We start from the raw sequence: 21,995 nt of genomic DNA, 5'->3' as shown, positions 1-21,995 counted from the left end.
GGCTGTCAGATGAAAACCACGATTTCCCAGGACGACTGGAAAGCGCGCGCTGCTGAAGTTCTGCCAGCGGCCGGATTCGGCAATTTCGACCCGGGCGTCATTTTGCGCGAGGGCAGAGGATCACGCGTGTGGGACGAAGACGGGAAGGAATTTATCGACTATCTGATCGGGTCCGGACCGATGATCCTGGGGCACGGCAATCCTGAAGTTCACGACGCCGTGCAGGAACAGCTCGGCAAGGGCATGACCTTCTTCACCAACAATGCGCGCGGGATCGAGCTTGCCGAAGTCTTGGTCGAGGCGGTGCCCTGTGCGGAGCAGGTACGCTATGTGTCGACGGGCGGCGAAGCGGATATGTACGCCATGCGGCTCGCGCGCGCTTTCACAGGCCGGGACAAGATCCTGAAATTCGAAGGCGGCTACCACGGGATGTCCGGTGAAGCACTGATGAGCCTGTCGCCACGCAAACTCGTCAACTTTCCGCAGGCCGTGCCGGACTCCGCGGGTATTCCCGAAAGCGTTCGCGACAACATGCTGATCGCCCCGTTCAACGATGCGGAGTTTGTCGAATCGCTCATTGAAGAGCATGCCGGTGAGATTGCCTGCGTGATCGTTGAGCCGCTGCAACGGCTCATTCCACCGGCGCCCGGTTTCCTGAAAGCGCTTAGAGAACTGACGAGCAAGCATGGCATCGTTCTGATTTTCGATGAAGTCGTGACCGGCTTCCGGTTCGCCTATGGCGGCGCGCAGGAATATTACGGCATCACACCGGATCTGTGCACGCTCGGCAAGATCATCGGCGGTGGTTTCCCGCTTGCCGCGATTGCCGGCAAAAAGGAGATCATGGCCCATTTCGACAAGGGCATTGTCGGCGACGAGGGGTTCACGTTTCAGATCGGAACGTTGAGCGGCAATCCCGTCGCCAGCATAGCGGGCTTGAAGACGCTGGAAATCCTGAAGCGTCCGCGTTCCTATGAGAAGTTGCGCCAGAACGGCGAGCGGCTGATGAGCGCATTCAAAACGCATCTCGATGCTGCCGACATCGCGCACCAGATTGTCGGCGAACCGTTTTTGTTCGACGTCGTTTTCACCGATCAACCGGTCAGAAACTATCGCGACATGTTCCATAACGATGGTGCAAAGGCAAAGGCGTTCAATCAAAGCCTGCGCGCGAGCGGTATTCTGAAACCCGACAGCAAACTCTATGCCCATCTTGCGCTTACCGAAGAGGATCTGAGCCAGACCGAAGCAGCACTGGCGACTGCGGCACAGGCGCTGGTGGCCTGACGGGGCAGTCAACTGCCGGATATTGGCTGGCCCTTCGACCTGATGAAGAGCAAAATTGGCCGAAGTTTGAGAAAACGTGCGCCAATGCGCTATCTAAGTCTTGAAAGAGGCTGGACGGCTCGGAGGCGTTCATGAAGGTGCCTTGCGGGGCCAGTGCAATCATCATCTGTGCGTTGCTCGTCTTTGCAAGCAGCTTCGCCAGCGCGTTTGCAGAAGTGAAGGCGCAGCATGATGATGGTGATCCCGCGCAAGAGGAAACGATCAGCCTGAAAGACAAAATCGGCCAGATGATCCTGGTCGGTTTTCTTGGGAATACGCCGGATAGAACAGGGTTCAGGCGCGTTCTTGACCAGATTGAAGCCGGTGAAATCGGCGGTGTCCTCTATCTCGGGCGGAACCTGAAAAACCGCCAGACCGTGCAGCACATGAACGCGGCGTTGAAAGAAGCCGCCCCGGCGCACCTGCCGCCCCTTATTGCGATTGACCAGGAGGGTGGAAAGGTCCAGCGTCTCAAGCGCTATCACGGCTTTCCTGATACACCGTCGGCGAAACGCATGGCGCTCCGATATGGCCCTGACAAAGCAAAGACAGCTTATGGCACCCTTGCTGAAGCTCTTACCGACTGGGGTTTTACGCTTAATCTCGGTCCTGTTGTCGATGTCGACGTCAACCGGGGCAACCCGATCATCGGACGGCTGGGACGGTCTTATTCTTCCGATCCGGAACGCGTCGCAGCCTATGGGGCTGCCTTTGTGTCCGCACACAGGGATCATGGTGTTCTGACGGCGCTGAAGCACTTTCCCGGGCACGGCTCCAGCTGGACGGACAGCCACAAGGGTGCGGTCGACATTTCAAGAACATGGAGCGCGGACGAGTTGATGCCGTTCCGGCAGCTGATCGCAGAGGACAAAGTTGATTTGATCATGACGGCACATGTGATCAACCGGACCCTTGAGAAAACGTATAAGAACCGTCCCATGTCGCTTTCTGAGACCGCACTTGTAGAGATCCTGCGCAGCGATCTTGGATTTACCGGCGTCATCATTTCCGACGACATTCAGATGGATGCGATCCGGAGGAACTTTGCGCTGGAGGATGCGGTTTTGAAAGCCGTCCACGCGCAAACCGACATCTTGCTCTTTGCCAATGACAAACGTCCGGATCCGGATATTCCCGAAAAGGTGGCGGGTATTCTTTTGGACGCTGCCGAGGATGACCCGCTGCTGGTCGAAAAGATCAACGCGGCCTATGACCGGATTCTGGCGCTGAAAAGCCGATTGAAGCAGCCTGCGTCAAGCCCGTCCATTCCAATCGGGATTGAAAGCCTGCTGCCTGCGATCACGCCGGGAGATCACCTGTGTGCCCTGACGCCCGCTCAATAAAGCGAGCGCGGCAACCACGTTGCCAGGATTGGAAACAACCACAGGATTGCGACCGCGACCATCTGCAGGAGGATAAACGGAACGACACCGCGATAAATCTGACCGGTTGTGATTTCCTTGGGCGCCGCCCCACGCAGGTAAAAAAGCGAAAAGCCGAAAGGTGGCGTCAGGAAAGATGTCTGAAGGTTGATCGCGATCAGGACCGTCAGCCAGATCGGGTCGATGCCCATCAGAATGAGCGGCGGAATCAGCACGGGCAACAGGATTACCGAGATCTCGACGAAATCGAGAAAGAAGCCAAGCACGAAGACGAACAGCATTGCAAAAATCAAAGCACCTGTCGCACCGCCGGGCATTTCGTTGAGGATCGCATGGACCCTGTCCTCGCCGCCGAGACCGACAAAGACCAGCGAGAAGAAACTGGCCATCAGGATGGTTGCGAAGATCATGGAAGTCACGGTGAGGGTCGACAGAAGCGATGCCTTCAATAGTCCGTCGCCAAAGGCCGCGACCAGGATGCGCAGGACAACGCCGAGTGCGAAGATTGCGAGACCAGCATAAAGACCAGCCAGCAGATAACCGACGATCGTCACATCGGAGCGCTGCAGACGGACAGGCAGCGCCGTCGCGGCAACCGCCAGCACAAGCAAGGCAAGCGTCGCGAGAACGATCAGCCTTGTGGAGACACCAAGACGGCGGCCCGCCAGCAATATGGCGCCAATCGCCCCGACTGAGGCGGCCTCATTGGGAGAAGCAATTCCACCCAGAATAGACCCGAGCACGGCTATGATCAGAAGGATCGGGGGAACAATTGCAGCGGCAATTTCCTGCGTGGACGGTTTTTCGATGTTCTCGCGCATGGCCGGTGCATCGCTTGGAAAAAGCCTTGCGCGCGCGAGGATGTAGACGCAATAGACAACGACCAGCAGCAAGCCGGGGACCATGGCTGCGGCAAAGGTCTGGCCGACGGAAATGGTTTCGATGGTGAATTTGCCCTGCGCATACTGCGCCTGCTGGAAGGCGTTTGACATGACGTCGGCCAGGATGATGAGCAGGGTCGAGGGCGGTATGATCTGGCCGAGGGTACCGGCCGTGCAGACCATTCCCGAAGCGAGCTTGGGATCATAGCCGTTACGCAACATTGTCGGCAGGGCGATGAGGCCCATGGCGACCACCGTTGCACCGACAATACCGGTCGAAGCCGCCAGGAGTGCGCCTACGAGAACGACAGAGACGCCGAGGCCGCCATTCATGCGCCCGAAAAGGCGCCCCATGGTTTCAAGCAGGTCTTCCGCGATCCGGCTCTTTTCCAGGATGACACCCATCAGCACAAAGAGCGGGATCGCTGTCAGGACCGGATTGATGAGAACGCCGAAAAACCGTTGGCCCATGGCACCCATCAGCTGGATGTTGAAATCACCCAGCATCCAGCCAAGAAGCGCAAAACCCGTGGCAACACCGGCAATCGTGAAGGCGACGGGATAGCCCAGGAGGATGAACGCGATGAGCGCGCCGAACATGATGAGATCGAGCGGAAGACTCATGCGCCGGTGCCTCGCAGCTTAAGAACATCGCGCAGGAATGCCGCAACGCCCTGGATCAGCAGCAGGACGCAGTAGGACGGGATCAGCGTCTTGAGCAGATAGGAAGCCGGAATGCCCCCAACGGAAATCGGGCCTTCCAGTATGGCCCAGCTTCCACGTACATAGGGCCACGAGAACCAGATCAGGACGACGAGGGCAGGCGTAAGCAGGAAAAGGTGCCCGAAGAGATCGATCCAGGCCTGCGTGCGTTCAGAACACTTGGCGTAGAAAATGTCGACCCTGACATGGGCGTTGACGAGAAACGTATAGCCGGCACCGAGCATGAACAGCGCGGCATGGAAATAGAGTACGCCCTCATCCAGAAAAATATAGCTGTAGCCGAAAACATAGCGCAGGAGCACGATCACGAACTGCAGGAGCAGCATGGCAAGCGCCGCCCAGCACAGCGTGTTGCCGATGACTGAATTGACGCGCTCCAGCACGTCCGCGAGTCGTTCCATTGCGGTTGATCCTGCCCCCATGTCAGACTCAATTTGAATCAGAATTTCGCCAACTTGTCATCCCGGACGGAGCGTAGTGACGATCCGGGATCCAGTATTCCGCGGAGCTCATTGTTCGCGTGAGGTTTGTGTCTACCGGGTTCCCTGCCGGAAACTTTGCCCGCGAAAGCGGGTGCAGCGATGACGAAGGGTGTTCCGAGGAATCAATCTCTGTCCCTCGGAACTTTGGAGAATTCACGCCAGTACGGCGGCCTAGTCGTATTTGTAATCGAGCAGGCGGGCGTTCATCTGCCCGTTGTCGGCGTAGGGCATGTATTCGTGCATCAAGGTCCGGTAGGCGAGGAAGCTTTCCGTGATGCGCTTGACCAGTTCGTCATCGCTTGCGCGCAGGTCCGCAATGACTTCTCCCGCGGCATTGCCCATTGCGACAATGACCTCGTCCGGCAGTTTGCGCACCATGACATCGTGTTCGTTGACAAGTTGCGTCAAAGCCTGAGCGTGCTTGGTGTTGTATTCGGTGAGAACGTCATTGTAGAGGCTGGCACAGGCGTGTGACACGGCTGCCTTGAGGTCATCCGGAAGATCGTTGTAGGCCTCAAGATTGACCGCACATTCTTCGGCGGAGGACGGCTCGCCGACGCCGGGCCAGTAGTAGTTCTTGGCAATCTGGTAATAGCCGAGCGCGCTGTCTGTCCAGGGGCCGATGAATTCGCCGGCATCGAGCGCGCCGGACTGGAGTGCCTGGAACATTGCCGGACCGCTCATCGCCTGCACTGCCATGCCGAGCTTGGAACACATCTCGGATGCAAGGCCGGTGGAGCGGAACTTCAGTCCCTTCAGGTCGTCGACGCTGTTGATTTCCGTCCGGAACCACCCTGCCCATTGCGGGCCTGAATTGCCGCAAAGGAACGGCTTCAGGTTAAAGCGGGCATAGATTTCGTCATAGAGCGGCTGCCCGCCGCCGTGGATCAGCCAACCGGCCTGTTCCGGTGCCGTCAGGCCAAAGGGTTGCGAACCGAAGAGCAGGATCCCTTTGGACTTGGACCCCCAGTAGGCGGGAACGGCGTGATAAAGCTCGGCCGTGCCCTGGCCGACAGCATCGAAGACGCCATTGCCTGGAACGATCTCTCCGGCCGCGAACAACTTGACCTCGATACGTCCGCCGGACAGCGCAGTGATGCGATCAGCCAGCATCTGGGCGGCAACGCCCGGTCCTGGAAGGTTTTTCGGCCAGGCGGTGACCATGCGCCATTGACGAATGTCCTGGGCAATGGCTGGCGATGCCAGTGTGGCAGCCGTGACAGCTGCGGTTCCGGCCGCACCGGCTTTTAGAAAATCACGTCTTTTCATGGTTTTACCCCTCTGTTCGAATTTGGGTGTGGAGTGTCCCGCCGTGGTTGTTATTCCTCCAGAATGCCCGGCAGGTTCAGCCCCTGTTCTTTCGCGCATTCAAGCGCGATCTCGTATCCGGCGTCGGCGTGGCGCATGACGCCGGTGGCCGGGTCGTTCCAAAGGACGCGTGCAATCCGTCTGTCGGCATCTTCGCTGCCGTCACAGCAGATGACCATGCCGGAATGCTGTGAAAATCCCATGCCGACACCGCCGCCATGGTGCAGCGACACCCAGGTCGCCCCGGAAGCGGTGTTAAGCAGGGCGTTGAGCAACGGCCAGTCGGACACAGCGTCCGATCCATCCTTCATGGATTCCGTTTCCCGGTTTGGCGATGCCACCGAGCCGGAGTCCAAATGATCGCGTCCGATAACAACGGGTGCCTTCAGCTCGCCCGAACGGACCATTTCGTTGAAGGCCAGGCCGAGACGGTGGCGCTGGCCCAGGCCGACCCAGCAGATCCTCGCGGGCAGGCCCTGGAAAGAGATGCGCTCCCGTGCCATGTCGAGCCAGTTGTGAAGGTGCGGATCATCCGGAATCATCTCCTTCACCTTGGCGTCGGTCTTGTAGATGTCTTCCGGGTCGCCGGAGAGCGCGCACCAGCGGAAGGGTCCGATGCCCCGGCAGAACAGGGGGCGAATATAGGCAGGCACAAAGCCGGGAAATGCGAATGCATTTTCCAGACCTTCCTCAAGCGCGACCTGACGGATGTTGTTGCCATAATCCAGTGTCGGCACACCCTGGTTCCAGAAATCGACCATGGCGGCGACATGGACTTTCATGGACGCGCGCGCGGCTTTCTCCACTGCCTTCGGATCGGTCTCCGCCTTTGCCCGCCATTCGGCCACGGTCCAGCCTTGTGGCAGGTAGCCGTTGATGGGGTCGTGCGCGGAGGTCTGATCGGTAACGATGTCCGGTTTGACGCCACGCCTGACCAATTCAGGGAAAACATCGGCGGCATTGCCGATCAGGGCGACGGACTTCGCTTCACCTGCCTTCGTCCAGCGGTCGATCAGCACTAGTGCCTCATCTAGAGAATGTGTTTTCTCATCGACGTAACGGGTGCGCAGTCGGAAATCGGCGCTCTTTTCGTCACACTCAACGGCGAGACAGCAAGCGCCCGCCATGACGGCAGCAAGGGGTTGTGCACCTCCCATCCCCCCGAGCCCGCCGGTCAGGATCCAGCGCCCCTTGAGGCTCCCGCCATAATGCTGGCGGCCGGCCTCCATGAAGGTTTCGTAGGTGCCCTGAACGATGCCCTGGGTGCCGATATAGATCCAGGAACCGGCCGTCATCTGGCCGTACATGGCCAGACCTTTCTTGTCGAGCTCATGGAAGTGATCCCAGTTTGCCCAGTTTGGAACGAGATTCGAGTTGGCGATGAGAACGCGCGGCGCATCCTTGTGCGTTTTGAAGATGCCTACCGGTTTGCCGGACTGAACGAGCAGTGTTTCGTCTTCATTCAGTTGTTTCAGACCTGAGACAATCCGGTCGAAGTCGTCCCAGGTGCGCGCGGCACGGCCGATCCCTCCATAGACCACAAGCTCATGCGGGTTTTCAGCAACATCGGGATGGAGGTTGTTCATGAGCATGCGCAGCGGCGCTTCGGTTACCCAGGACTTGGCGTTCAGCTCCGGACCGGTCGGCGGATAGACGTCGCGGGCATTGTGACGGCGATCATTCATGATGCGTTCCCTCGATCTTCTTGTTTTTCTTCAAGTGCCGGCGCCAAAGATACAAGCGCTCTTAAAATGGTCTGTAAATGGCCGCGCAGGCGCTGCGCCTTGCGCTCGTCGTAGTCAAAGGGCTGGTCTTCGGAAACCAGGTGCGTCCGTTGGGCAAGTTCCATCTGGATGGCATGAAAACCCTCACTGGGACGCCCATAATTCCGTGTTGTCCAGCCACCCTTGAAGCGGCCGTTCAGAACTGAGGAGTACCCTTTGGTGTCTTGAACATGACCATAGACCGCCGCTTCGATCTCCGGTGCGCAGGTCGCCCCGTTGTTGGTGCCCACATTGAAGTCGGGCAGCGTGCCTTCGAAGAGGAACGGTACGACAGAGCGGATCGAATGACAGTCATAGAGAATGGCAATGCCGTGCTTTGCCCTGACCCGGTTCAGTTCCGCTTCCAGCGCCGCGTGATACGGCGCGTGCCAGGCAATCCGGCGCGCTTCGATTTCCGCTTTGTCCGGTGCTGCGTCTTCGCGGTAAATCGGCGTGCCATCAAAGTCGGTCGTCGGGCACAACGTGGTCGTGTTCTGGCCGGGGTAAAGGCTTATGCCTTCCGGATCGCGGTTGGCGTCGATCACGTAGCGGTGGAAGTTGGCGCTGACTATCGTTGCGCCAGGCAGAAGACCGGAATAGAGCCGGTCGACATGCCAGTCCGTATCGGTAAGCTTTTGTCCGAGCGGGTTAAGCTGTTGCCAGACCTCGTCCGGCACGAAGGTGCCTGAATGTGGAAGACCCAGAACAACGGGGCCGTCTCCTCTTATAACCTCAACCGGCTGCATCGGCTGCCCCCAGTTTGATCATGTGCTCGTTCGACAGAACCGACACAAGAACCCTTGAGCGGACCAGGTCTGCTGCGGTTTCAAGGTCGGGTGCCAGATAGCGGTCTTCTTCAAGCGCGGGCACTTCCTCGCGTAATCTCGCGATAACGGACTGGAGCGCAGGACTGGTTTTCAGAGGTGACCGGTGTTCTATGCCGGCGATGGCGCATAGAAGTTCGACACCGAGAATATGCGAGAGGTTGGCGGTCATCCGGTGAAGACGGCGGGCACCATGAGCCGCCATGGACACATGGTCTTCCTGATTGGCGCTCGTCGGTGTGGAGTCTGTCGAGCAGGGATTGGCCAAGTGCTTGTTCTCGCTCATGAGCGCTGCTGTCGTGACCTCCGCGATCATCATACCCGAATTGAGACCGGGATCCTTGGCTAGGAACGGCGGCAGATCGAACGAGAGCGTCGGGTCGACCATCAGCGCGATGCGGCGCTGGGAAATAGCGCCAAGTTCGGCGACAGCGAGTGCGATCTGGTCGGCGGCAAAGGCGACAGGTTCAGCATGAAAATTTCCGCCTGACACAATCCGGTCGACATCGACGAGCACGAGCGGATTGTCGGTCGCCGCGTTGGCTTCGATCTCCAGCGTTGTTGCGGCCATGCGCAAGAGATCAACACACGCACCGGCAACCTGCGGCTGGCAGCGGATGCAATAGGGATCCTGAACGCGCGTATCTCCTTCGCGATGGCTTTCCCTGATCTGGGACCCTGTCATGATGTCCCGCATGATCCGGGCGACTTCAATCTGGCCACGATGACCGCGCAGCTCGTGGATGCCGGCAAGAAGCGGGGCGGTCGAACCCATGATGGCATCGGTCGACAAGCTGGCCGTGACGAGCGTTGCCTCCGCCAGCCGCCAGGCATCAAACAATCCGACAAGCGCACACGCGGTCGAGAATTGTGTGCCGTTGATCAGGCCAAGGCCTTCCTTCGGGCCGAGCACGATCGGCTCAAGACCGGCTTTTGCGAGCGCTTCTGCACCCCCAATTCGGTTGCCCTCGAAGATTGCTTCGCCTTCGCCGATCAGCACAGCCGTCATATGGGCAAGCGGCGCAAGATCACCGGAAGCCCCGACCGACCCTTGCGACGGAATGACGGGCGTGACGCCTTTATCCAAGCAGGCTTCTATCAGCTGCAGAACCTTAAGCCGTACGCCGGAGGCCCCGCGCCCCAGCGACAGAAGTTTCAGGCCCATCATCAGACGGGTCGTGCTGCTGTCGAGTGGTTCACCAACCCCGCAGCAGTGAGACAGGATCAGGTTTCGCTGGAGGGTTTCCGTGTCATCAGCGGCGATCTTGACGCTTGCAAGTTTGCCGAAGCCGGTGTTGACGCCGTAGACGGCATCGCTGCCCTGAGCTGCCTTTGCAACCCGTTCGGCGGCCTGCCGGATGGCGGGCTCAGCGGCGCGATCAACGCGCACAGCTGCTTCTTCGCGATAGATCCGTTCCAGATCGGCGAGCGTCACCAGGCCAGGGGTTAGCGTGAGCGCTTTCATTCCAGGCCCCCGAAAAGACGTTTTTCCAGCGCGTTGAAGCCGATCCTGTAGCTCAGTTCTGCCGGATGCCGGACGTTCCAGATGGCAAGATCGGCGCAATTACCGGCCTCAAGCGTGCCGCGGTCGCTCAGATCAAGGGCTTTCGCGGCATCGCGCGTCACTCCGGCCAGTGCTTCTTCGGGCGTCATGCGGAACAGTGTGCAGCCCATGTTCATCGTCAGCAAAAGCGAGGCGAGGGGTGAGGAACCGGGATTGCAGTCGGTGGCGAGTGCGACTGGGACCTTGTATCCGCGCAGAAGATCGAGGGGCGGCAACTGTGTCTCTCGCAAAGTGTAGAACGCTCCGGGCAGAAGAACGGCAACACTACCACTTTCTTTCAGCGCGCTGACACCTGCTTCATCCAGGTATTCAAGATGATCTGCTGACAAGGCACCATAGCGGGCCGCCAGTACCGCGCCACCGAGATTGGAAAGCTGCTCGGCATGGAGCTTGACCGGCAGGCCGAGTTCTTTCGCCTTTTCGAACACCCGCGCGATCTGGTCCGGCGTGAAGGCGATGCCCTCACAGAACCCGTCGACCGCATCGACAAGTCCTTCGTCATGGGCGGCCGCCAATGCGGGCAGGCAAACCTCATCAAGATAAGCGTCGGCGCGGCCCTTGTATTCCGGTGGAATAGCATGTGCGCCGAGGAAACTCGTGCGGACCAAGACCGGCCGGACTTCACCGATCTTTCTCGCCGTCCGCAGCATGCGCAATTCGGTTTCAACATCGAGGCCGTAGCCGGACTTGATTTCAAGCGCCGTGACACCTTCCGCGATCAGGGCATCGACCCGGGTAAGGGCTCCGGCAAGGAGTTCATCTTCGCTTGCCGTGCGGGTTGCCTTGACAGTGGAGACAATGCCGCCGCCCGCCTTTGCGACTTCTTCGTAGGATGCACCTTCAAGACGCATCTCAAATTCCCGGGCCCGGTTACCGCCAAAAACCACATGCGTGTGACAGTCGATCAGACCCGGCGTAACCAGGCGTCCGCCAAGATCCTCCATAGCCCAAGAGGAATACTCTGGCGGGAGTTCTGTCCCGGCGCCCAGCCAGGAGATTTTGCCGTCGTCGAGCGCAAGAATTCCGTTTTCTATCAAGCCATACGGCGAGCCTGTATCCAGCATGGTTGCCAGACTGGCGTTCGTCAGGAGGCGCTGCGACAAGGACCAACTCCAGCTTGATTAGATCGCGATATTGGATAATATGCATGCACATATTAACGTGTCAACGAGGATGTGCGGCATGTCGATGATCTCCGGAGCGCATATTTTTGCGAAGAAGGCGCTTTTGCCGGACGGGTGGGCAGACAATGTCGCGATCACCGTTTCAAACGGCGGACATATTTCGTCGGTGCAGCAAGACGCAGCACCGGACGGCAACAGCGTCGGCATCCTGCTTCCCGCTCCCGCGAACCTGCACAGCCATGCGTTTCAACGCGCCATGGCCGGCATGAGTGAGCGCCGCGGAAGCGAAGCGCATGACAGTTTTTGGACCTGGCGCGAGATCATGTTCCGGTTTTTGGATGCGCTGACGCCAGAGGATATCGGCTCGATTGCCGCCTTTGTGCAATTGGAAATGCTGGAAGCCGGTTACGCATCGGTCGGTGAATTCCACTATCTCCACCATCAGCCGGGTGGAACGCCTTATGCAAATCTCGCTGAATTGAGCGACAGGATCATCGAAGCGGCCGATAAGACAGGAATAGGACTGACTCTCCTTCCGGTTCTCTACCAACAGGGCGGCTGCGACCGGCGTCCTTTGGCTCCCGGACAAGTCCGTTTCGGTAACGACCCTGCTCGCTTCGCAACGTTGGTTGAGCTGGCTGCGGAAGCCATGCGCAACCTGCCCGAAGATGCTGTTCTTGGCGTTGCACCGCACTCACTGCGGGCGGTTGATAAGAACGGGCTGACAGCTGCGATCGAACTCGCCGGTGACCGGCCACTGCATATGCATCTTGCCGAACAGGTTGCCGAAGTCGAGGAAGTCATCGCTGCCTACGGCAGGCGGTCCGTCGAATGGCTTTTGGAGAATGCTCCGGTATCCGGGAGTTGGTGCCTGATCCATTGCACGCAGATGTTGCCCGAGGAGACGCTTGCGCTTGCCAGGACCGGTGCGGTCGCGGGACTTTGCCCTATTACTGAGTCAAGCCTGGGCGATGGTATTTTCGACGGGGTGCGGTACGCGGAAAACGAAGGAAAATTCGGGATCGGGTCAGACTCAAATATCCGCATCTCACTCTCAGAGGAATTGCGCACGCTGGAATATTCGCAGCGGCTCCGGGACAGGTGCAGAGCCTCGATTGCAACGCCTGACAAATCGACGGGACGGGTCCTGTTCGAAAATGCCGCCAGCGGGGGCGCCCAGGCAATCGGGCGCAAGGCAGGTACCCTCTCAAAGGGCGGCCTTGCTGATCTTGTCGCGCTGGATGAAAACGCCATCGACCTGGAAGGCCGCGAGGGAGATGAAATCCTGGATGCTTTCATCTTCGCAGGCGATGACAGGCTGGTCACCGATGTGTGGTCTGCCGGCAGGCATGTTGTTCGTGAGGGAAAACATGTAAAAGGCGACGCAATCCGCGCAGCTTACCGCGAAACGATGGCTGCGTTGCGGAAGAGATTGTAAGGAACTGACGTGACGCTGACAGATACGAATTCCTGGACCGGCATCCGCGAAGTTCTCTTGCGGCGCATACACGACAGGACCTGGCAGCCGGGTGAACAGATCCCGCATGAAGCCGATCTGGCAGAGGAATTCGGCTGCGCACGCACGACGGTCAACCGCGCGCTCAGGGATCTTGCCGAGAGCGGCCTCGTTGTGCGCAAACGCCGCGCTGGAACCCGCGTCGCCGTCAATCCACCTCAGCGGGCAACCTTGACCATTCCGATCATTCGTGAGGAGGTGGAATCGCTTGGCGGGTCCTACAGGCACTCGGTTCTACTGCGCGACCTGAGGCCTTTGCCGCCGATGCTTCACGGAGCATTCCAGGTGTCGCTCGGCGACGAAGTCCTTTTTCTGAAGACGCTGCATTTTTCGAATGAACGTCCTTACGCTTTCGAAGAACGTTACATCAATCTGGATGCATCGCCCGCGGCACGCGATCTGTCCTTCAATGATGTCAGTGCGAACGAGTGGCTGGTTCACAACGCACCCTACAGTCATGGCGACTTGTCATTCTTTGCCGTCAACGCCGATGAAACGTTGTCGGCAAAGCTGGACGCGGCTGTTGGGACCGCGCTCTTCGCCATGGAGCGCATTACCTGGACGGGTGAGCAACCGATCACGCATGTTCGGATGATTTTCGCGCCCGGTTATCGGATGCGAACGGAAATCTGATGGTTTTCCTGGTCGCGCCCGGACAGCGTTTGGGTCAGGTCAGGACGTCCCGCCGACCGATCTGATGCCGGCGACCATTTCCGGGGAATCCCAAATCCTTTCGCCGATGGCGCCGAGGGCAACGTCACCATTTGCGTCGATGATGTAGGTCACCGGCAGGCCGCGCAGAGACCACTTGGACGGCATCTCCTTGTCACTGTCCAGGAGGATGGACATGCCTTCATGCTCAATCTCGTCGAGGAAGGCCTGGATCTTGTCCTGACGGTCGCCGATATTCACTGCAAGGACAGCATAATCATCGGTCCCCAGTTCACGACCCAGTCGCGCAAGCGTCGGCATTTCCTTACGGCAAGGCGGACACCAGGTCGCCCAAAAGGAGACCACAACCGTTTTGCCGCGATAATCTTCCAGTTGATGAACGGCACCGGTGAGATCTGGAATGTTGAGTTCTGCATCAACGCTAAAGGCAGGTTCGGCGAGCCCGAGCGCACGCAAATCGACTTCCTCGGCCAATGCCGGCGTCCCTGCGATTGCGACCGCCGCACTTCCTGCCAGAATTTCCCGCCTGCTCAACCTGATCATTTCGGCACCTGCTCCTGAATATTCGCTCATCCACCGGGCTGCGCCATTTCCGTTGCGCCGTGGCCCGCACCACAGGTAATCCCTCCGGCCGAGAACGCAACTACACGGATTTTCAATTTCAGGCGATCAGCGCTCGCGACACGCAACATGAGGTAGAACCAGGGTGTGCCGGTCGCGATCAGGACCCCAAAGGTGGCTACTCGGCCGGTGCGGCGAGATAGTCCTCGAGCGTTTTCGCGGCTCCCAGGCTTCGCAACTTGTTCGCTGCGATCTCAAACTCAGTGAGAAATGCCGGATTGGTACATAATGGGCCGAACAGTTCAGGCAGCTCATCTGCCTTGCCTTCCAAATACACCGCGTTTGCCCATTCCCTTAGAAGATCGGCGTTTTCATCTTCCAACGCGATCTCTTGCCCTGCCTGGTTGCGCCCAAGGCAGTAGAGGCACCACAAGGCGGTTTCAAGGACAAGCCCCCGGATCGGAAGGCCACTGTCAAGGCGGTCCTGAATTGTTGGCAGGATGAACTTCGGCTGGCGGTTCGATCCGTCAAGGCACAGGCGCGGGATCGTGTCTCCAACCGCGGAATTCGAGAAGCGCTCCATGACCGTCGCCAGATAGGCTGTGAAGCTGACCCCAGGGATTTCCGGAATGGTCGGAACTATTTCTTCCGTTTCGAGTTTGGCAAGGTAGGCTCGAATGAGCGGGTCGGCCATGGCATCGTGCACGAAATGATGCCCGAGCAGAGCTCCCGGATAGGCGATTGCTGCGTGTCCTCCGTTCAAGATCCGCAGCTTCATCAATTCGTAAGGTGCGACATCTGCAACAAACTCTACGCCGACCTTTTCCAGGGCCGGTCGGCCTGCCGGAAATTTGTCTTCCAGGACCCACTGCCTGAAAGGTTCGCAGACAACAGGGGCGGCGTCTTCGATGTCAAACGTGTCGCGGATGAGCGTTCGCTCGCGATCACCGGTGGCCGGCGTGATGCAGTCGACCATTCCGTTCGGAAATGCGACGTCTTTTTCGATCCATTCGGCTACGTCCGACGACATGGCGCGGGCATAACCGACGACGGTCTGCTTCGCCATGTGGCCGTTCTCCGGCAGGTTGTCACAGGACATGATGGTGAATGGCACGCCGCCGGTCGCCTTCCTTCGCATGAGCGCGGCAACCAGCACGCCGAAGACGGTCGATGGTGCTTCGGGGTTTTCGAGATCTGCCAGGATTTCCGGATGTGAGACGTCGAAACCGCCGGTATTCGGGTCGACGAAATAGCCTCCCTCCGTGATCGTGAGAGAAACGATCCGGATGTCCGGTTGGCAGAGCCGGTCGATCAGACCGACCGGATCGACTTCGATGAAATCGATCATGGAAGCACAGACATGTGCGCTCAGACCGACCGGATCGAGTTCGACGATCGTTGTCAGCCAGTCCTGCGCGCGCAAACGTTCCCGCATCGCCTTGTCGTAGGGCATGAGGCCTGCCCCGACGATCGCCCAATCATGACCCTCACCCTGTTCGAAAAGCTTGTTCAGGTAGACTGCCTGGTGCGCGCGATGAAAATTGCCTACGCCGATGTGAAGGATCCCGGCGGAAAGAGCAGACCTGTCGAATGCCGGTTTCGCGATGGCGTCCGGAAGCATGGAGAGTGCAGTCATATTCAGCTTTGTTGTCATGGGTCAACTCATCCAGTTGCCACCGTCCACGTTGTATGTTTGGGCTACGATGTATTCGGCATCCGCAGATGCGAGAAATACAGCCATGCCGGTCAGGTCCTCCGCTGTCCCCATTCTGCCGAACGGAACAGACTTGCTGACGGCGGCTTTTTTCTCACCCGGTGCAAGGCCTTCGTATTTTGCAAAAAGCGCGTCGACGCCGTCCCAGTGTTCTCCATCGACCACACCCGGGGCGATCGCGTTGACGTTGATACCTTGGCTGATCAGGTTCAGGCCGGCCGACTGGGTCAGGCTGATAATGGCGGCCTTTGTTGCGCAATAGACGCCGACGAGAGGTTCACCTCTGCGTCCCGCCTGGCTTGCCATGTTGATGATCTTGCCGCCCCTGCCGCGCTTTATCATTGATCTTGCCGCCGCCTGCATCATGAAGAGCGTGCCCGCGACATTGATGTCAAAAAGACGGCCATAGCTTTCCCGCGTGATTTCGACGATGGGCGCGAGATCAAACAGGGCCGCATTGTTGATGAGGATGTCGAGGCCGCCTTTTTGTTCCTCAACCGCCGCAACCGCACTTTCGATGGAGGCCTGGTCCGTGACGTCCAGGTATACCGCATAGGCGTCAGGGCCGATTTCTTCAGCACTCTCCTGTGCGCGGGCAAGATCGATGTCAGCGATGGCGACCGTTGCGCCCTCGCTGACATACCTTTGAGCGAAGGCCTTGCCGATTCCGCGGGCAGCACCTGTAATCAGTGCCGACTTTCCCTCAAGCCGCATCACGCCATCCTCAGCCCCTGATTGTCGAAGCGATGGATCTTTTCAGGATCGGGGGTCAGGTGAACCGCGTCGCCGTGACGGAATGCGACCTCGCCGGTGGAGCGAACCGTAACCGGATCTTCGAGGCCATCCACATCAACATAAAGGAATGTGTCCGAGCCCAGATGTTCCGAAACGCCGACCTTGCCCGACCATTTGCCCTCAGTATGGGAAACGGAAATGTGTTCAGGCCGGATACCGATTGTTGCCGCGTCGTATTCGGCGGAGAAGGCTCCCATCATGAAGTTCATCTTGGGAGAGCCGATGAAGCCGGCGACAAAGCGGTTGCGTGGCGTGTGATAAAGCTCAAGCGGTGAACCGACCTGCTCGATGATACCTGCCTGCAGCACGACGATCTTGTCGGCCATGGTCATTGCCTCGACCTGGTCGTGGGTGACGTAGATCATTGTCGTCTCGAGGGTCTGGTGCAGTTCGGATATTTCCAGGCGCATGTTGACGCGCAGGGCCGCATCCAGGTTGGAGAGCGGCTCATCGAACAGGAACGCAGCCGGTTCGCGCACGATCGCCCTGCCGATGGCAACACGCTGACGCTGGCCGCCCGACAGCTGGCCCGGACGCCGTTCCAGATAGTCCGTCAGGTTCAAAACCTTGGCGGCTGCCTCCACTTTATTGTCCTGCTCGGCCTTGTCGAGGCCTGCCATCCTGAGTGGAAACGCAATGTTCTTGCGTACCGACATGTGCGGATAAAGCGCGTAGGACTGGAATACCATGGCCAGGCCGCGTTTAGCCGGAGGAACCTCGGTGGCATCCTTGCCGTCTATATTGATTTCACCACTGGTGATGTCCTCAAGACCGGCGATCAGGCGCAGCAAGGTTGACTTGCCGCATCCGGACGGTCCGACGAAGACAACGAACTCGCCATCGTCGATACGCAGGTCCAGCGGAGGGATCACCTGTACGTCGCCGAAGCTCTTGGTGATCTGGTTGAGAGTGATCTGACCCATGTCGGGAACTCCTATTTGACCGCGCCGAATGTCAGGCCGCGTACGAGTTGTTTCTGGCTGAACCAACCAAGGATGAGGATCGGTGCGATCGCCATGGTCGAGGCGGCGCTCAATTTCGCGTAGAACAGGCCTTCAGGGCTGGAATAGCTGGCGATGAAGGCCGTGAGTGGTGCTGCCTTTGCCGCCGTCAGGTTCAGCGTCCAGAAGGCTTCGTTCCATGCCAGGATGACGTTGAGCAGCAGCGTGGACGCGATGCCGGGAATGGCCATCGGTGTCAGGATATAAAGGATTTCTTCCTTAAGCGTAGCGCCATCCATGCGAGCCGCCTCCAGAATCTCTCCCGGAATTTCCTTGAAGTAGGTGTAGAGCATCCAGACGATGATCGGCAGATTGATCAGCATGAGCACGATCGTCAGGCCGATGCGGGTGTCCAGAAGACCCATCTCGATGAAGAGCAGGTAGATCGGGTAGAGAACACCGACAGCGGGCAGCATCTTCGTCGAAAGCATCCACATCAGGATGTCCTTGGTGCGCTTGGAGGGCACGAAGGCCATGGACCAGGCGGCGGGAACGGCGACAATGAGGCCGAGGACCGTTGAGCCGCCTGCGATGATCACCGAGTTCCAAAGGAACCGCATGTAGTCCGAACGCTCTTGAACGACCGCATAGTTTTCCAGTGTCCAGTCGAAGAACAGGAACAGCGGCGGGTCGTTGATTGCCTGCGCCTCGGTCTTGAAGCTGGTCAGGATGGTCCAAAGGATCGGGAAGAAGATCAGCAAACCGATTGCCCATGCGGCGACCGTGTTTATCGTCTTCCGGCGGGTGGTTACAGCGCGTGCCATTTCGTTCCCTCCTCAGGTGTCCAGGTTTTTGCCGACGATGCGCATCAGGAAGATGGCAACGATGTTGGCAAGGATGATTGCGTAGACGCCGCCAGCCGATCCAAGGCCGACATTCTGGCTTTCCAGCACACGCTGGTAGATCAGGTATGTCAGCGTTCGCGTACCGAACGCGCCACTGGTGGTCACGAAGATTTCGGCAAAGATCGCGAGCAGGAAGATCGTCTGGATAAGAAGCACGATCGTGATGGCGCGCGACAGATGCGGCAGGGTGATATAGGCGAAGCGGGAGAGCGGCGGTGCGCCGTCCATCTCGGCAGCCTCAAGCTGTTCGCTGTCGAGCGACTGGATCGCTGTCAGCAGGATAAGCGTTGCAAATGGTAGCCATTGCCAAGAGACGATCAGGATGATCGAGAAGAGCGAGGCATCGCTCAGCCATTCGATCGGCTGCGCCCCGAAGGCTTTCCAGAGATGTGCGAACAGCCCGTTCACGGGATCCATGAACATGTTCTTCCAGACGAGCGCCGAAACGGTCGGCATCACGAAGAAAGGAGCGATCACGAGAATTCGGACTACGCCCTGGCCCCACATCGGTTGGTCGAGGAGGATGGACAGCAGAATTCCGAATATGATGGTGATGACCAGAACGCCGCCGACAATGATCAGGGTTGTCTGTACGCTCGGCCAGAATGCGCTGGACGAAACGAAGCGAACGTAGTTCTCGAAGCCTACCCAACCAAGATCGCCGCCACGCAATGGCAGATATCTTTTGAAGGAAAAAACCAGGGTCATCGTGAGGGGGATGAGCATCCAACCGAGCAGCAGAATGACTGCGGGAGCCATCATGATGCGAGCGGCGGAGCGTGAATGCTGCGTAGCCATGGACACACCTTCTCTGTTGACGGCAGCGGTCTGCCGTGGCGAGCGGAGCGATGGGATGTAGGGGCTTAACTAAAAAGGGAGGGCGGAATAGCTTCCGCCCTCCCAAGTGGGGAGGAAATCCTCAGTAGCCGGCGGCTTCCATTTCCTCGGCGGTGTTCGCCTGAGCTTTCGACAGAGCTTCTTCCACGGTCTGCTGGCCAGCGACCATTGCGGAGAATTCCTGTCCAGCAGCCGTGCCGATACCTGCCCATTCCGGAATTGCGACATATTGGATGCCGACATAGGGGACCGGCTGAACGGTCGGGGCGTCAGGATTGGCTGCGTTGATGCTTTCCAGCGTCATCGCGGCAAACGGAACCTTCTGGTAGTCCGGATTCTCGTAGAGCGAGGTTCTCGCACCAGGAGGTACGTTCGCCCAGCCTTCCTTGGAGGCGACCAGCTCGATGTATTCCTTGGATGTTGCCCATTCGATGAACTGCTTGGCAGCAGCTTCCTTCTGGGTACCGGCCGGAATTGCGAGCGCCCAGGCCCAGAGCCAGTTTGCACGCTTGTCGACGCCTTCCTTGTTCGGCGCCAGAGCGAAACCGACGCTGTCGGCAACTGTGGAGTCGTTCGGGTTGGTCACGAAGGATGCCGCAACGGTCGCGTCGATCCACATGCCGCACTTGCCTTGCTGGAACAGCGCAAGGTTCTCGTTGAAGCCGTTGGTCGAGGCACCCGGAGGACCATAGTTGTTCAGCAGGTCGTTGTAGAAGGTAACAGCTGCCTTCCATTCCGGCGTGTCGAGTTGAGGCTTCCAGTTCTCGTCGAACCAGCGTGCGCCGAAGGAGTTGGCAACGGTGGTGATGAACGCCATGTTCTCACCCCAGCCTGCCTTGCCACGCAGACAAACGCCATAGATCTCGTTGTCCTTGTCGGTCATGGCCTTGGCAGCGGCTTCGACGTCGCTCCAGGTTGGTGCATCCGGCATCGTCAGGCCGGCTTTTTCCATCAGGTCCGTGCGATACATGATCATCGAGGACTCGCCGTAGAACGGAGCGGCATAAAGCGTGCCGTCATGGCTGAGACCGGCGCGCATTGCCGGCAGAATGTCATCCGCGTCGTAGCTTGCCGGAAGATCGGCCAGTGACACGAGCCATTCGTTGGCTGCCCAGATCGGCGTTTCGTACATGCCGATGGTCATGATGTCGAACTGACCGCCTTTGGCAGCGACATCCTGTGTAACGCGCTGACGAAGCACGTTCTCTTCGAGCGTGACCCACTCAACCTCATGTCCGGTCTTCTTTGTGAAATCGTCAGCCAGACCCTGCATGCGGATCATGTCGCCATTGTTCACGGTTGCGATCGTAATCGTATCCGCGAATGCGCTTGTGGCTGTAATCAAGGTAAGTGCAGTCGCCGCACATAATGCGTTCTTCAAATACATCCTATGTCCTCCCTGGCTTGGATGTTGACCTGAGCCTGAGGCATAAATTATCCGGCGTCAAGAAAAAATTTGCGCGCGTAAAATTTTAAGCGGACGCGCGCAGAATAAGTCGCGCTGAAAAAAGGGTTTCCTGCCGATTATTGAATGTGCCGCCGGCTTCGATCAGGTCCATCAAAGTGCTGAAGGCATTGTTTGCGACCGAGTCATAATCGTGTGCAGCGGTTGTTAGCGACGGACAGGTGAATCTTGAAAAGGGATGGTCGTCATGCGAGGCGACGCGCAAGGCGCATCCCTCGCCGCGGCCGACCCTGAGCCCCTTTTCGTAGCAAGCGGAGAGAAGGCCAATGGCCAGCCGGTCATTGCTGCAAAGGATTGTATCTGAGGGAAACCCGTGAATGTCCAGGATACGCATCGCACCCTCATGCCCGATTTCCTCGAATGCCCATCCCTCGCCGTCAACCTTGATGACCTGAGGTTCGAATCCCAGCCGTTCCATGACTTCGATATAGGCAATGCGCCGTTTGTTGGCGTTCGGGTTTGCGGGTGTTTTCATTTCGAAAAAACAGGGAGGTTCGCCAGAACGCGTCAGGTACTCCACAGTCTGGGACACAAAGCTGAAATTGTCCGATCCAACAAAGGCCTCGCCAATGCCGTCCAGGTTACTGTCAAACAGAACCGTTGGCACATCCTTGCAGAACTTTTCGATAGACCCGCGGTCTGAGGCGCGGCCCAACGGGGCAAGCAGAACCCCGGCCGGCTTGAGTGAGCGCAAACTGTTGAGAATGTCATTTTCAAGGGACTGCTGGCCGTGAGCACTGAACAAAATCGGCCAGTAGCCGGCATCGAGGCAGCGGTGCTCAATGTTTCGGGCAATTTCCGCGAAGAAGGGGTCGGAGAGGTAAGGCACGACCACCCCAACATTTTTGGTCAGGCGCCTGTTCTGGTTGATCGCAAAGATATTCGGCCGGAAATCGTAGCGCTCCAATGCCTGCTCTATCCGGTCCCGTGTCGTTTGCCGTACGCTTTCCGGGTCGTTGAAATATTTCGAGACCGTAGGTCTGGAGATGCCGCTGACCGTGGCGAATTCTTCCATGTTTTTGATTTTTCTATCGCTCATGCATTCGCCTTGACACTTTTGTGTGCATTCTATGCTGCGTGATCTGCCCAAGCCCGAAAAAGGACGGGCAGAAACTTTGCGCGTGTAAACTTAAATATTCACAATAGAAACTTTGGTTTGGATTGGTCAAGAAACATCCGCGTCATAACGCGAGGCCGCGCCTTGATATCCAG

Annotated in this window: 19 protein-coding genes; 4 read left to right on the top strand and 15 right to left on the bottom strand. The window is 58.4% G+C overall.

Going from position 1 to position 21,995, the window contains the following annotated elements:
• The first annotated feature begins 9 nt into the window (after positions 1-9).
• Both Q0915_RS29320 and Q0915_RS29315 read left to right on the top strand, forming a co-directional pair.
• Positions 10-1,287: an aminotransferase class III-fold pyridoxal phosphate-dependent enzyme gene (locus Q0915_RS29320; RefSeq protein WP_299483882.1), complete on the top strand. Its 1,278-nt coding sequence runs from the start codon at positions 10-12 to the stop codon at positions 1,285-1,287.
• Positions 1,288-1,418: 131 nt separating this feature from the next.
• Complete coding sequence (locus Q0915_RS29315) at positions 1,419-2,669, top strand: glycoside hydrolase family 3 N-terminal domain-containing protein (protein ID WP_299483881.1); 1,251 nt, start codon at positions 1,419-1,421, stop codon at positions 2,667-2,669.
• Here Q0915_RS29315 and Q0915_RS29310 read toward each other — a convergent pair.
• The 7 genes from Q0915_RS29310 to hutI form a co-directional block, all read right to left on the bottom strand.
• Positions 2,663-4,213 carry a TRAP transporter large permease subunit gene (locus Q0915_RS29310; RefSeq protein ID WP_299483880.1) on the bottom strand — a complete coding sequence of 517 codons (1,551 nt, stop codon included), beginning with the start codon at positions 4,211-4,213 and terminating at the stop codon, positions 2,663-2,665. The genes Q0915_RS29315 and Q0915_RS29310 overlap by 7 nt on opposite strands.
• Positions 4,210-4,713: a TRAP transporter small permease subunit gene (locus tag Q0915_RS29305; RefSeq protein WP_299483879.1), complete on the bottom strand. Its 504-nt coding sequence runs from the start codon at positions 4,711-4,713 to the stop codon at positions 4,210-4,212. Before Q0915_RS29305 ends, Q0915_RS29310 begins: the two co-directional genes overlap by 4 nt.
• A 252-nt stretch (positions 4,714-4,965) precedes the next feature.
• Complete coding sequence (locus Q0915_RS29300) at positions 4,966-6,063, bottom strand: TRAP transporter substrate-binding protein (protein ID WP_299483878.1); 1,098 nt, start codon at positions 6,061-6,063, stop codon at positions 4,966-4,968.
• A 50-nt stretch (positions 6,064-6,113) separates the two neighbouring features.
• Positions 6,114-7,787, bottom strand: a complete 1,674-nt coding sequence (hutU, locus tag Q0915_RS29295) for a urocanate hydratase (RefSeq protein ID WP_299483877.1) — start codon at positions 7,785-7,787, stop codon at positions 6,114-6,116.
• Positions 7,784-8,611 carry an N-formylglutamate deformylase gene (gene hutG / locus Q0915_RS29290; protein WP_299483876.1) on the bottom strand — a complete coding sequence of 276 codons (828 nt, stop codon included), beginning with the start codon at positions 8,609-8,611 and terminating at the stop codon, positions 7,784-7,786. The genes hutU and hutG overlap by 4 nt, the downstream gene beginning before the upstream one ends.
• The gene (gene hutH / locus Q0915_RS29285) at positions 8,598-10,154 is read right to left on the bottom strand and encodes a histidine ammonia-lyase (protein ID WP_299483875.1); all 1,557 of its coding nucleotides are present in this window, start codon (positions 10,152-10,154) and stop codon (positions 8,598-8,600) included. Before hutH ends, hutG begins: the two co-directional genes overlap by 14 nt.
• Entirely contained in the window at positions 10,151-11,317 is a 1,167-nt protein-coding gene (gene hutI, locus Q0915_RS29280) for an imidazolonepropionase (RefSeq protein ID WP_299484009.1), read from the bottom strand. The genes hutH and hutI overlap by 4 nt, the downstream gene beginning before the upstream one ends.
• A gap of 118 nt (positions 11,318-11,435) precedes the next feature.
• Here hutI and Q0915_RS29275 point away from each other — a divergent pair, with 118 nt between their 5' ends.
• A complete protein-coding gene (locus Q0915_RS29275; protein ID WP_299483874.1) occupies positions 11,436-12,815 on the top strand; it encodes a formimidoylglutamate deiminase in 1,380 nt (459 codons plus the stop codon).
• Between the two features lie 9 nt (positions 12,816-12,824).
• Positions 12,825-13,526 carry a UTRA domain-containing protein gene (locus Q0915_RS29270; RefSeq protein WP_299483873.1) on the top strand — a complete coding sequence of 234 codons (702 nt, stop codon included), beginning with the start codon at positions 12,825-12,827 and terminating at the stop codon, positions 13,524-13,526.
• A gap of 39 nt (positions 13,527-13,565) precedes the next feature.
• Here the strand turns inward: Q0915_RS29270 and Q0915_RS29265 are convergent, their stop codons facing one another.
• The 8 genes from Q0915_RS29265 to Q0915_RS29230 all read right to left on the bottom strand — a co-directional run bounded on the left by Q0915_RS29265 (position 13,566) and on the right by Q0915_RS29230 (position 21,822).
• The gene (locus Q0915_RS29265) at positions 13,566-14,138 is read right to left on the bottom strand and encodes a TlpA disulfide reductase family protein (RefSeq protein ID WP_299483872.1); all 573 of its coding nucleotides are present in this window, start codon (positions 14,136-14,138) and stop codon (positions 13,566-13,568) included.
• 166 nt (positions 14,139-14,304) lie between these two features.
• Entirely contained in the window at positions 14,305-15,780 is a 1,476-nt protein-coding gene (locus Q0915_RS29260; protein ID WP_299483871.1) for a mannitol dehydrogenase family protein, read from the bottom strand.
• A gap of 3 nt (positions 15,781-15,783) precedes the next feature.
• A complete protein-coding gene (locus tag Q0915_RS29255; protein WP_299483870.1) occupies positions 15,784-16,557 on the bottom strand; it encodes an L-iditol 2-dehydrogenase in 774 nt (257 codons plus the stop codon).
• The gene (locus tag Q0915_RS29250) at positions 16,554-17,558 is read right to left on the bottom strand and encodes an ABC transporter ATP-binding protein (protein WP_299483869.1); all 1,005 of its coding nucleotides are present in this window, start codon (positions 17,556-17,558) and stop codon (positions 16,554-16,556) included. Before Q0915_RS29250 ends, Q0915_RS29255 begins: the two co-directional genes overlap by 4 nt.
• Before the next feature lie 11 nt (positions 17,559-17,569).
• Positions 17,570-18,400, bottom strand: coding sequence for a carbohydrate ABC transporter permease (locus Q0915_RS29245; protein ID WP_299483868.1), 831 nt, complete (start codon positions 18,398-18,400; stop codon positions 17,570-17,572).
• A gap of 12 nt (positions 18,401-18,412) precedes the next feature.
• Positions 18,413-19,279, bottom strand: a complete 867-nt coding sequence (locus tag Q0915_RS29240) for a sugar ABC transporter permease (RefSeq protein WP_299483867.1) — start codon at positions 19,277-19,279, stop codon at positions 18,413-18,415.
• A 121-nt stretch (positions 19,280-19,400) separates the two neighbouring features.
• Positions 19,401-20,705: a sugar ABC transporter substrate-binding protein gene (locus Q0915_RS29235; protein WP_299483866.1), complete on the bottom strand. Its 1,305-nt coding sequence runs from the start codon at positions 20,703-20,705 to the stop codon at positions 19,401-19,403.
• An 85-nt stretch (positions 20,706-20,790) separates the two neighbouring features.
• Positions 20,791-21,822: a LacI family DNA-binding transcriptional regulator gene (locus Q0915_RS29230; protein ID WP_299483865.1), complete on the bottom strand. Its 1,032-nt coding sequence runs from the start codon at positions 21,820-21,822 to the stop codon at positions 20,791-20,793.
• Positions 21,823-21,995 lie beyond the last annotated feature (173 nt).

The organism is uncultured Roseibium sp. (assembly GCF_947494555.1).
Taxonomy (GTDB): domain Bacteria; phylum Pseudomonadota; class Alphaproteobacteria; order Rhizobiales; family Stappiaceae; genus Roseibium.
The sequence above is the reverse complement of the archived record's forward strand: the minus strand, read 5'-3'. Positions and strand labels throughout refer to the sequence as shown.

Excerpts from the sequence above, each read along its gene's own strand:
- Q0915_RS29260 (WP_299483871.1), bottom strand. The coding sequence starts at position 15,780 with ATGACAACAAAGCTGAATATGACTGCACTCTCCATGCTTCCGGACGCC.
- hutU (WP_299483877.1), bottom strand. The coding sequence starts at position 7,787 with ATGAATGATCGCCGTCACAATGCCCGCGACGTCTATCCGCCGACCGGT.
- Q0915_RS29230 (WP_299483865.1), bottom strand. The coding sequence starts at position 21,822 with ATGAGCGATAGAAAAATCAAAAACATGGAAGAATTCGCCACGGTCAGC.
- hutG (WP_299483876.1), bottom strand. The coding sequence starts at position 8,611 with ATGCAGCCGGTTGAGGTTATAAGAGGAGACGGCCCCGTTGTTCTGGGT.
- hutH (WP_299483875.1), bottom strand. The coding sequence starts at position 10,154 with ATGAAAGCGCTCACGCTAACCCCTGGCCTGGTGACGCTCGCCGATCTG.
- Q0915_RS29245 (WP_299483868.1), bottom strand. The coding sequence starts at position 18,400 with ATGGCACGCGCTGTAACCACCCGCCGGAAGACGATAAACACGGTCGCC.
- Q0915_RS29275 (WP_299483874.1), top strand. The coding sequence starts at position 11,436 with ATGTCGATGATCTCCGGAGCGCATATTTTTGCGAAGAAGGCGCTTTTG.
- Q0915_RS29240 (WP_299483867.1), bottom strand. The coding sequence starts at position 19,279 with ATGGCTACGCAGCATTCACGCTCCGCCGCTCGCATCATGATGGCTCCC.
- hutI (WP_299484009.1), bottom strand. The coding sequence starts at position 11,317 with ATGCTGGATACAGGCTCGCCGTATGGCTTGATAGAAAACGGAATTCTT.
- Q0915_RS29250 (WP_299483869.1), bottom strand. The coding sequence starts at position 17,558 with ATGGGTCAGATCACTCTCAACCAGATCACCAAGAGCTTCGGCGACGTA.
- Q0915_RS29300 (WP_299483878.1), bottom strand. The coding sequence starts at position 6,063 with ATGAAAAGACGTGATTTTCTAAAAGCCGGTGCGGCCGGAACCGCAGCT.
- Q0915_RS29315 (WP_299483881.1), top strand. The coding sequence starts at position 1,419 with ATGAAGGTGCCTTGCGGGGCCAGTGCAATCATCATCTGTGCGTTGCTC.
- Q0915_RS29320 (WP_299483882.1), top strand. The coding sequence starts at position 10 with ATGAAAACCACGATTTCCCAGGACGACTGGAAAGCGCGCGCTGCTGAA.
- Q0915_RS29235 (WP_299483866.1), bottom strand. The coding sequence starts at position 20,705 with ATGTATTTGAAGAACGCATTATGTGCGGCGACTGCACTTACCTTGATT.
- Q0915_RS29265 (WP_299483872.1), bottom strand. The coding sequence starts at position 14,138 with ATGAGCGAATATTCAGGAGCAGGTGCCGAAATGATCAGGTTGAGCAGG.
- Q0915_RS29305 (WP_299483879.1), bottom strand. The coding sequence starts at position 4,713 with ATGGAACGACTCGCGGACGTGCTGGAGCGCGTCAATTCAGTCATCGGC.
- Q0915_RS29310 (WP_299483880.1), bottom strand. The coding sequence starts at position 4,213 with ATGAGTCTTCCGCTCGATCTCATCATGTTCGGCGCGCTCATCGCGTTC.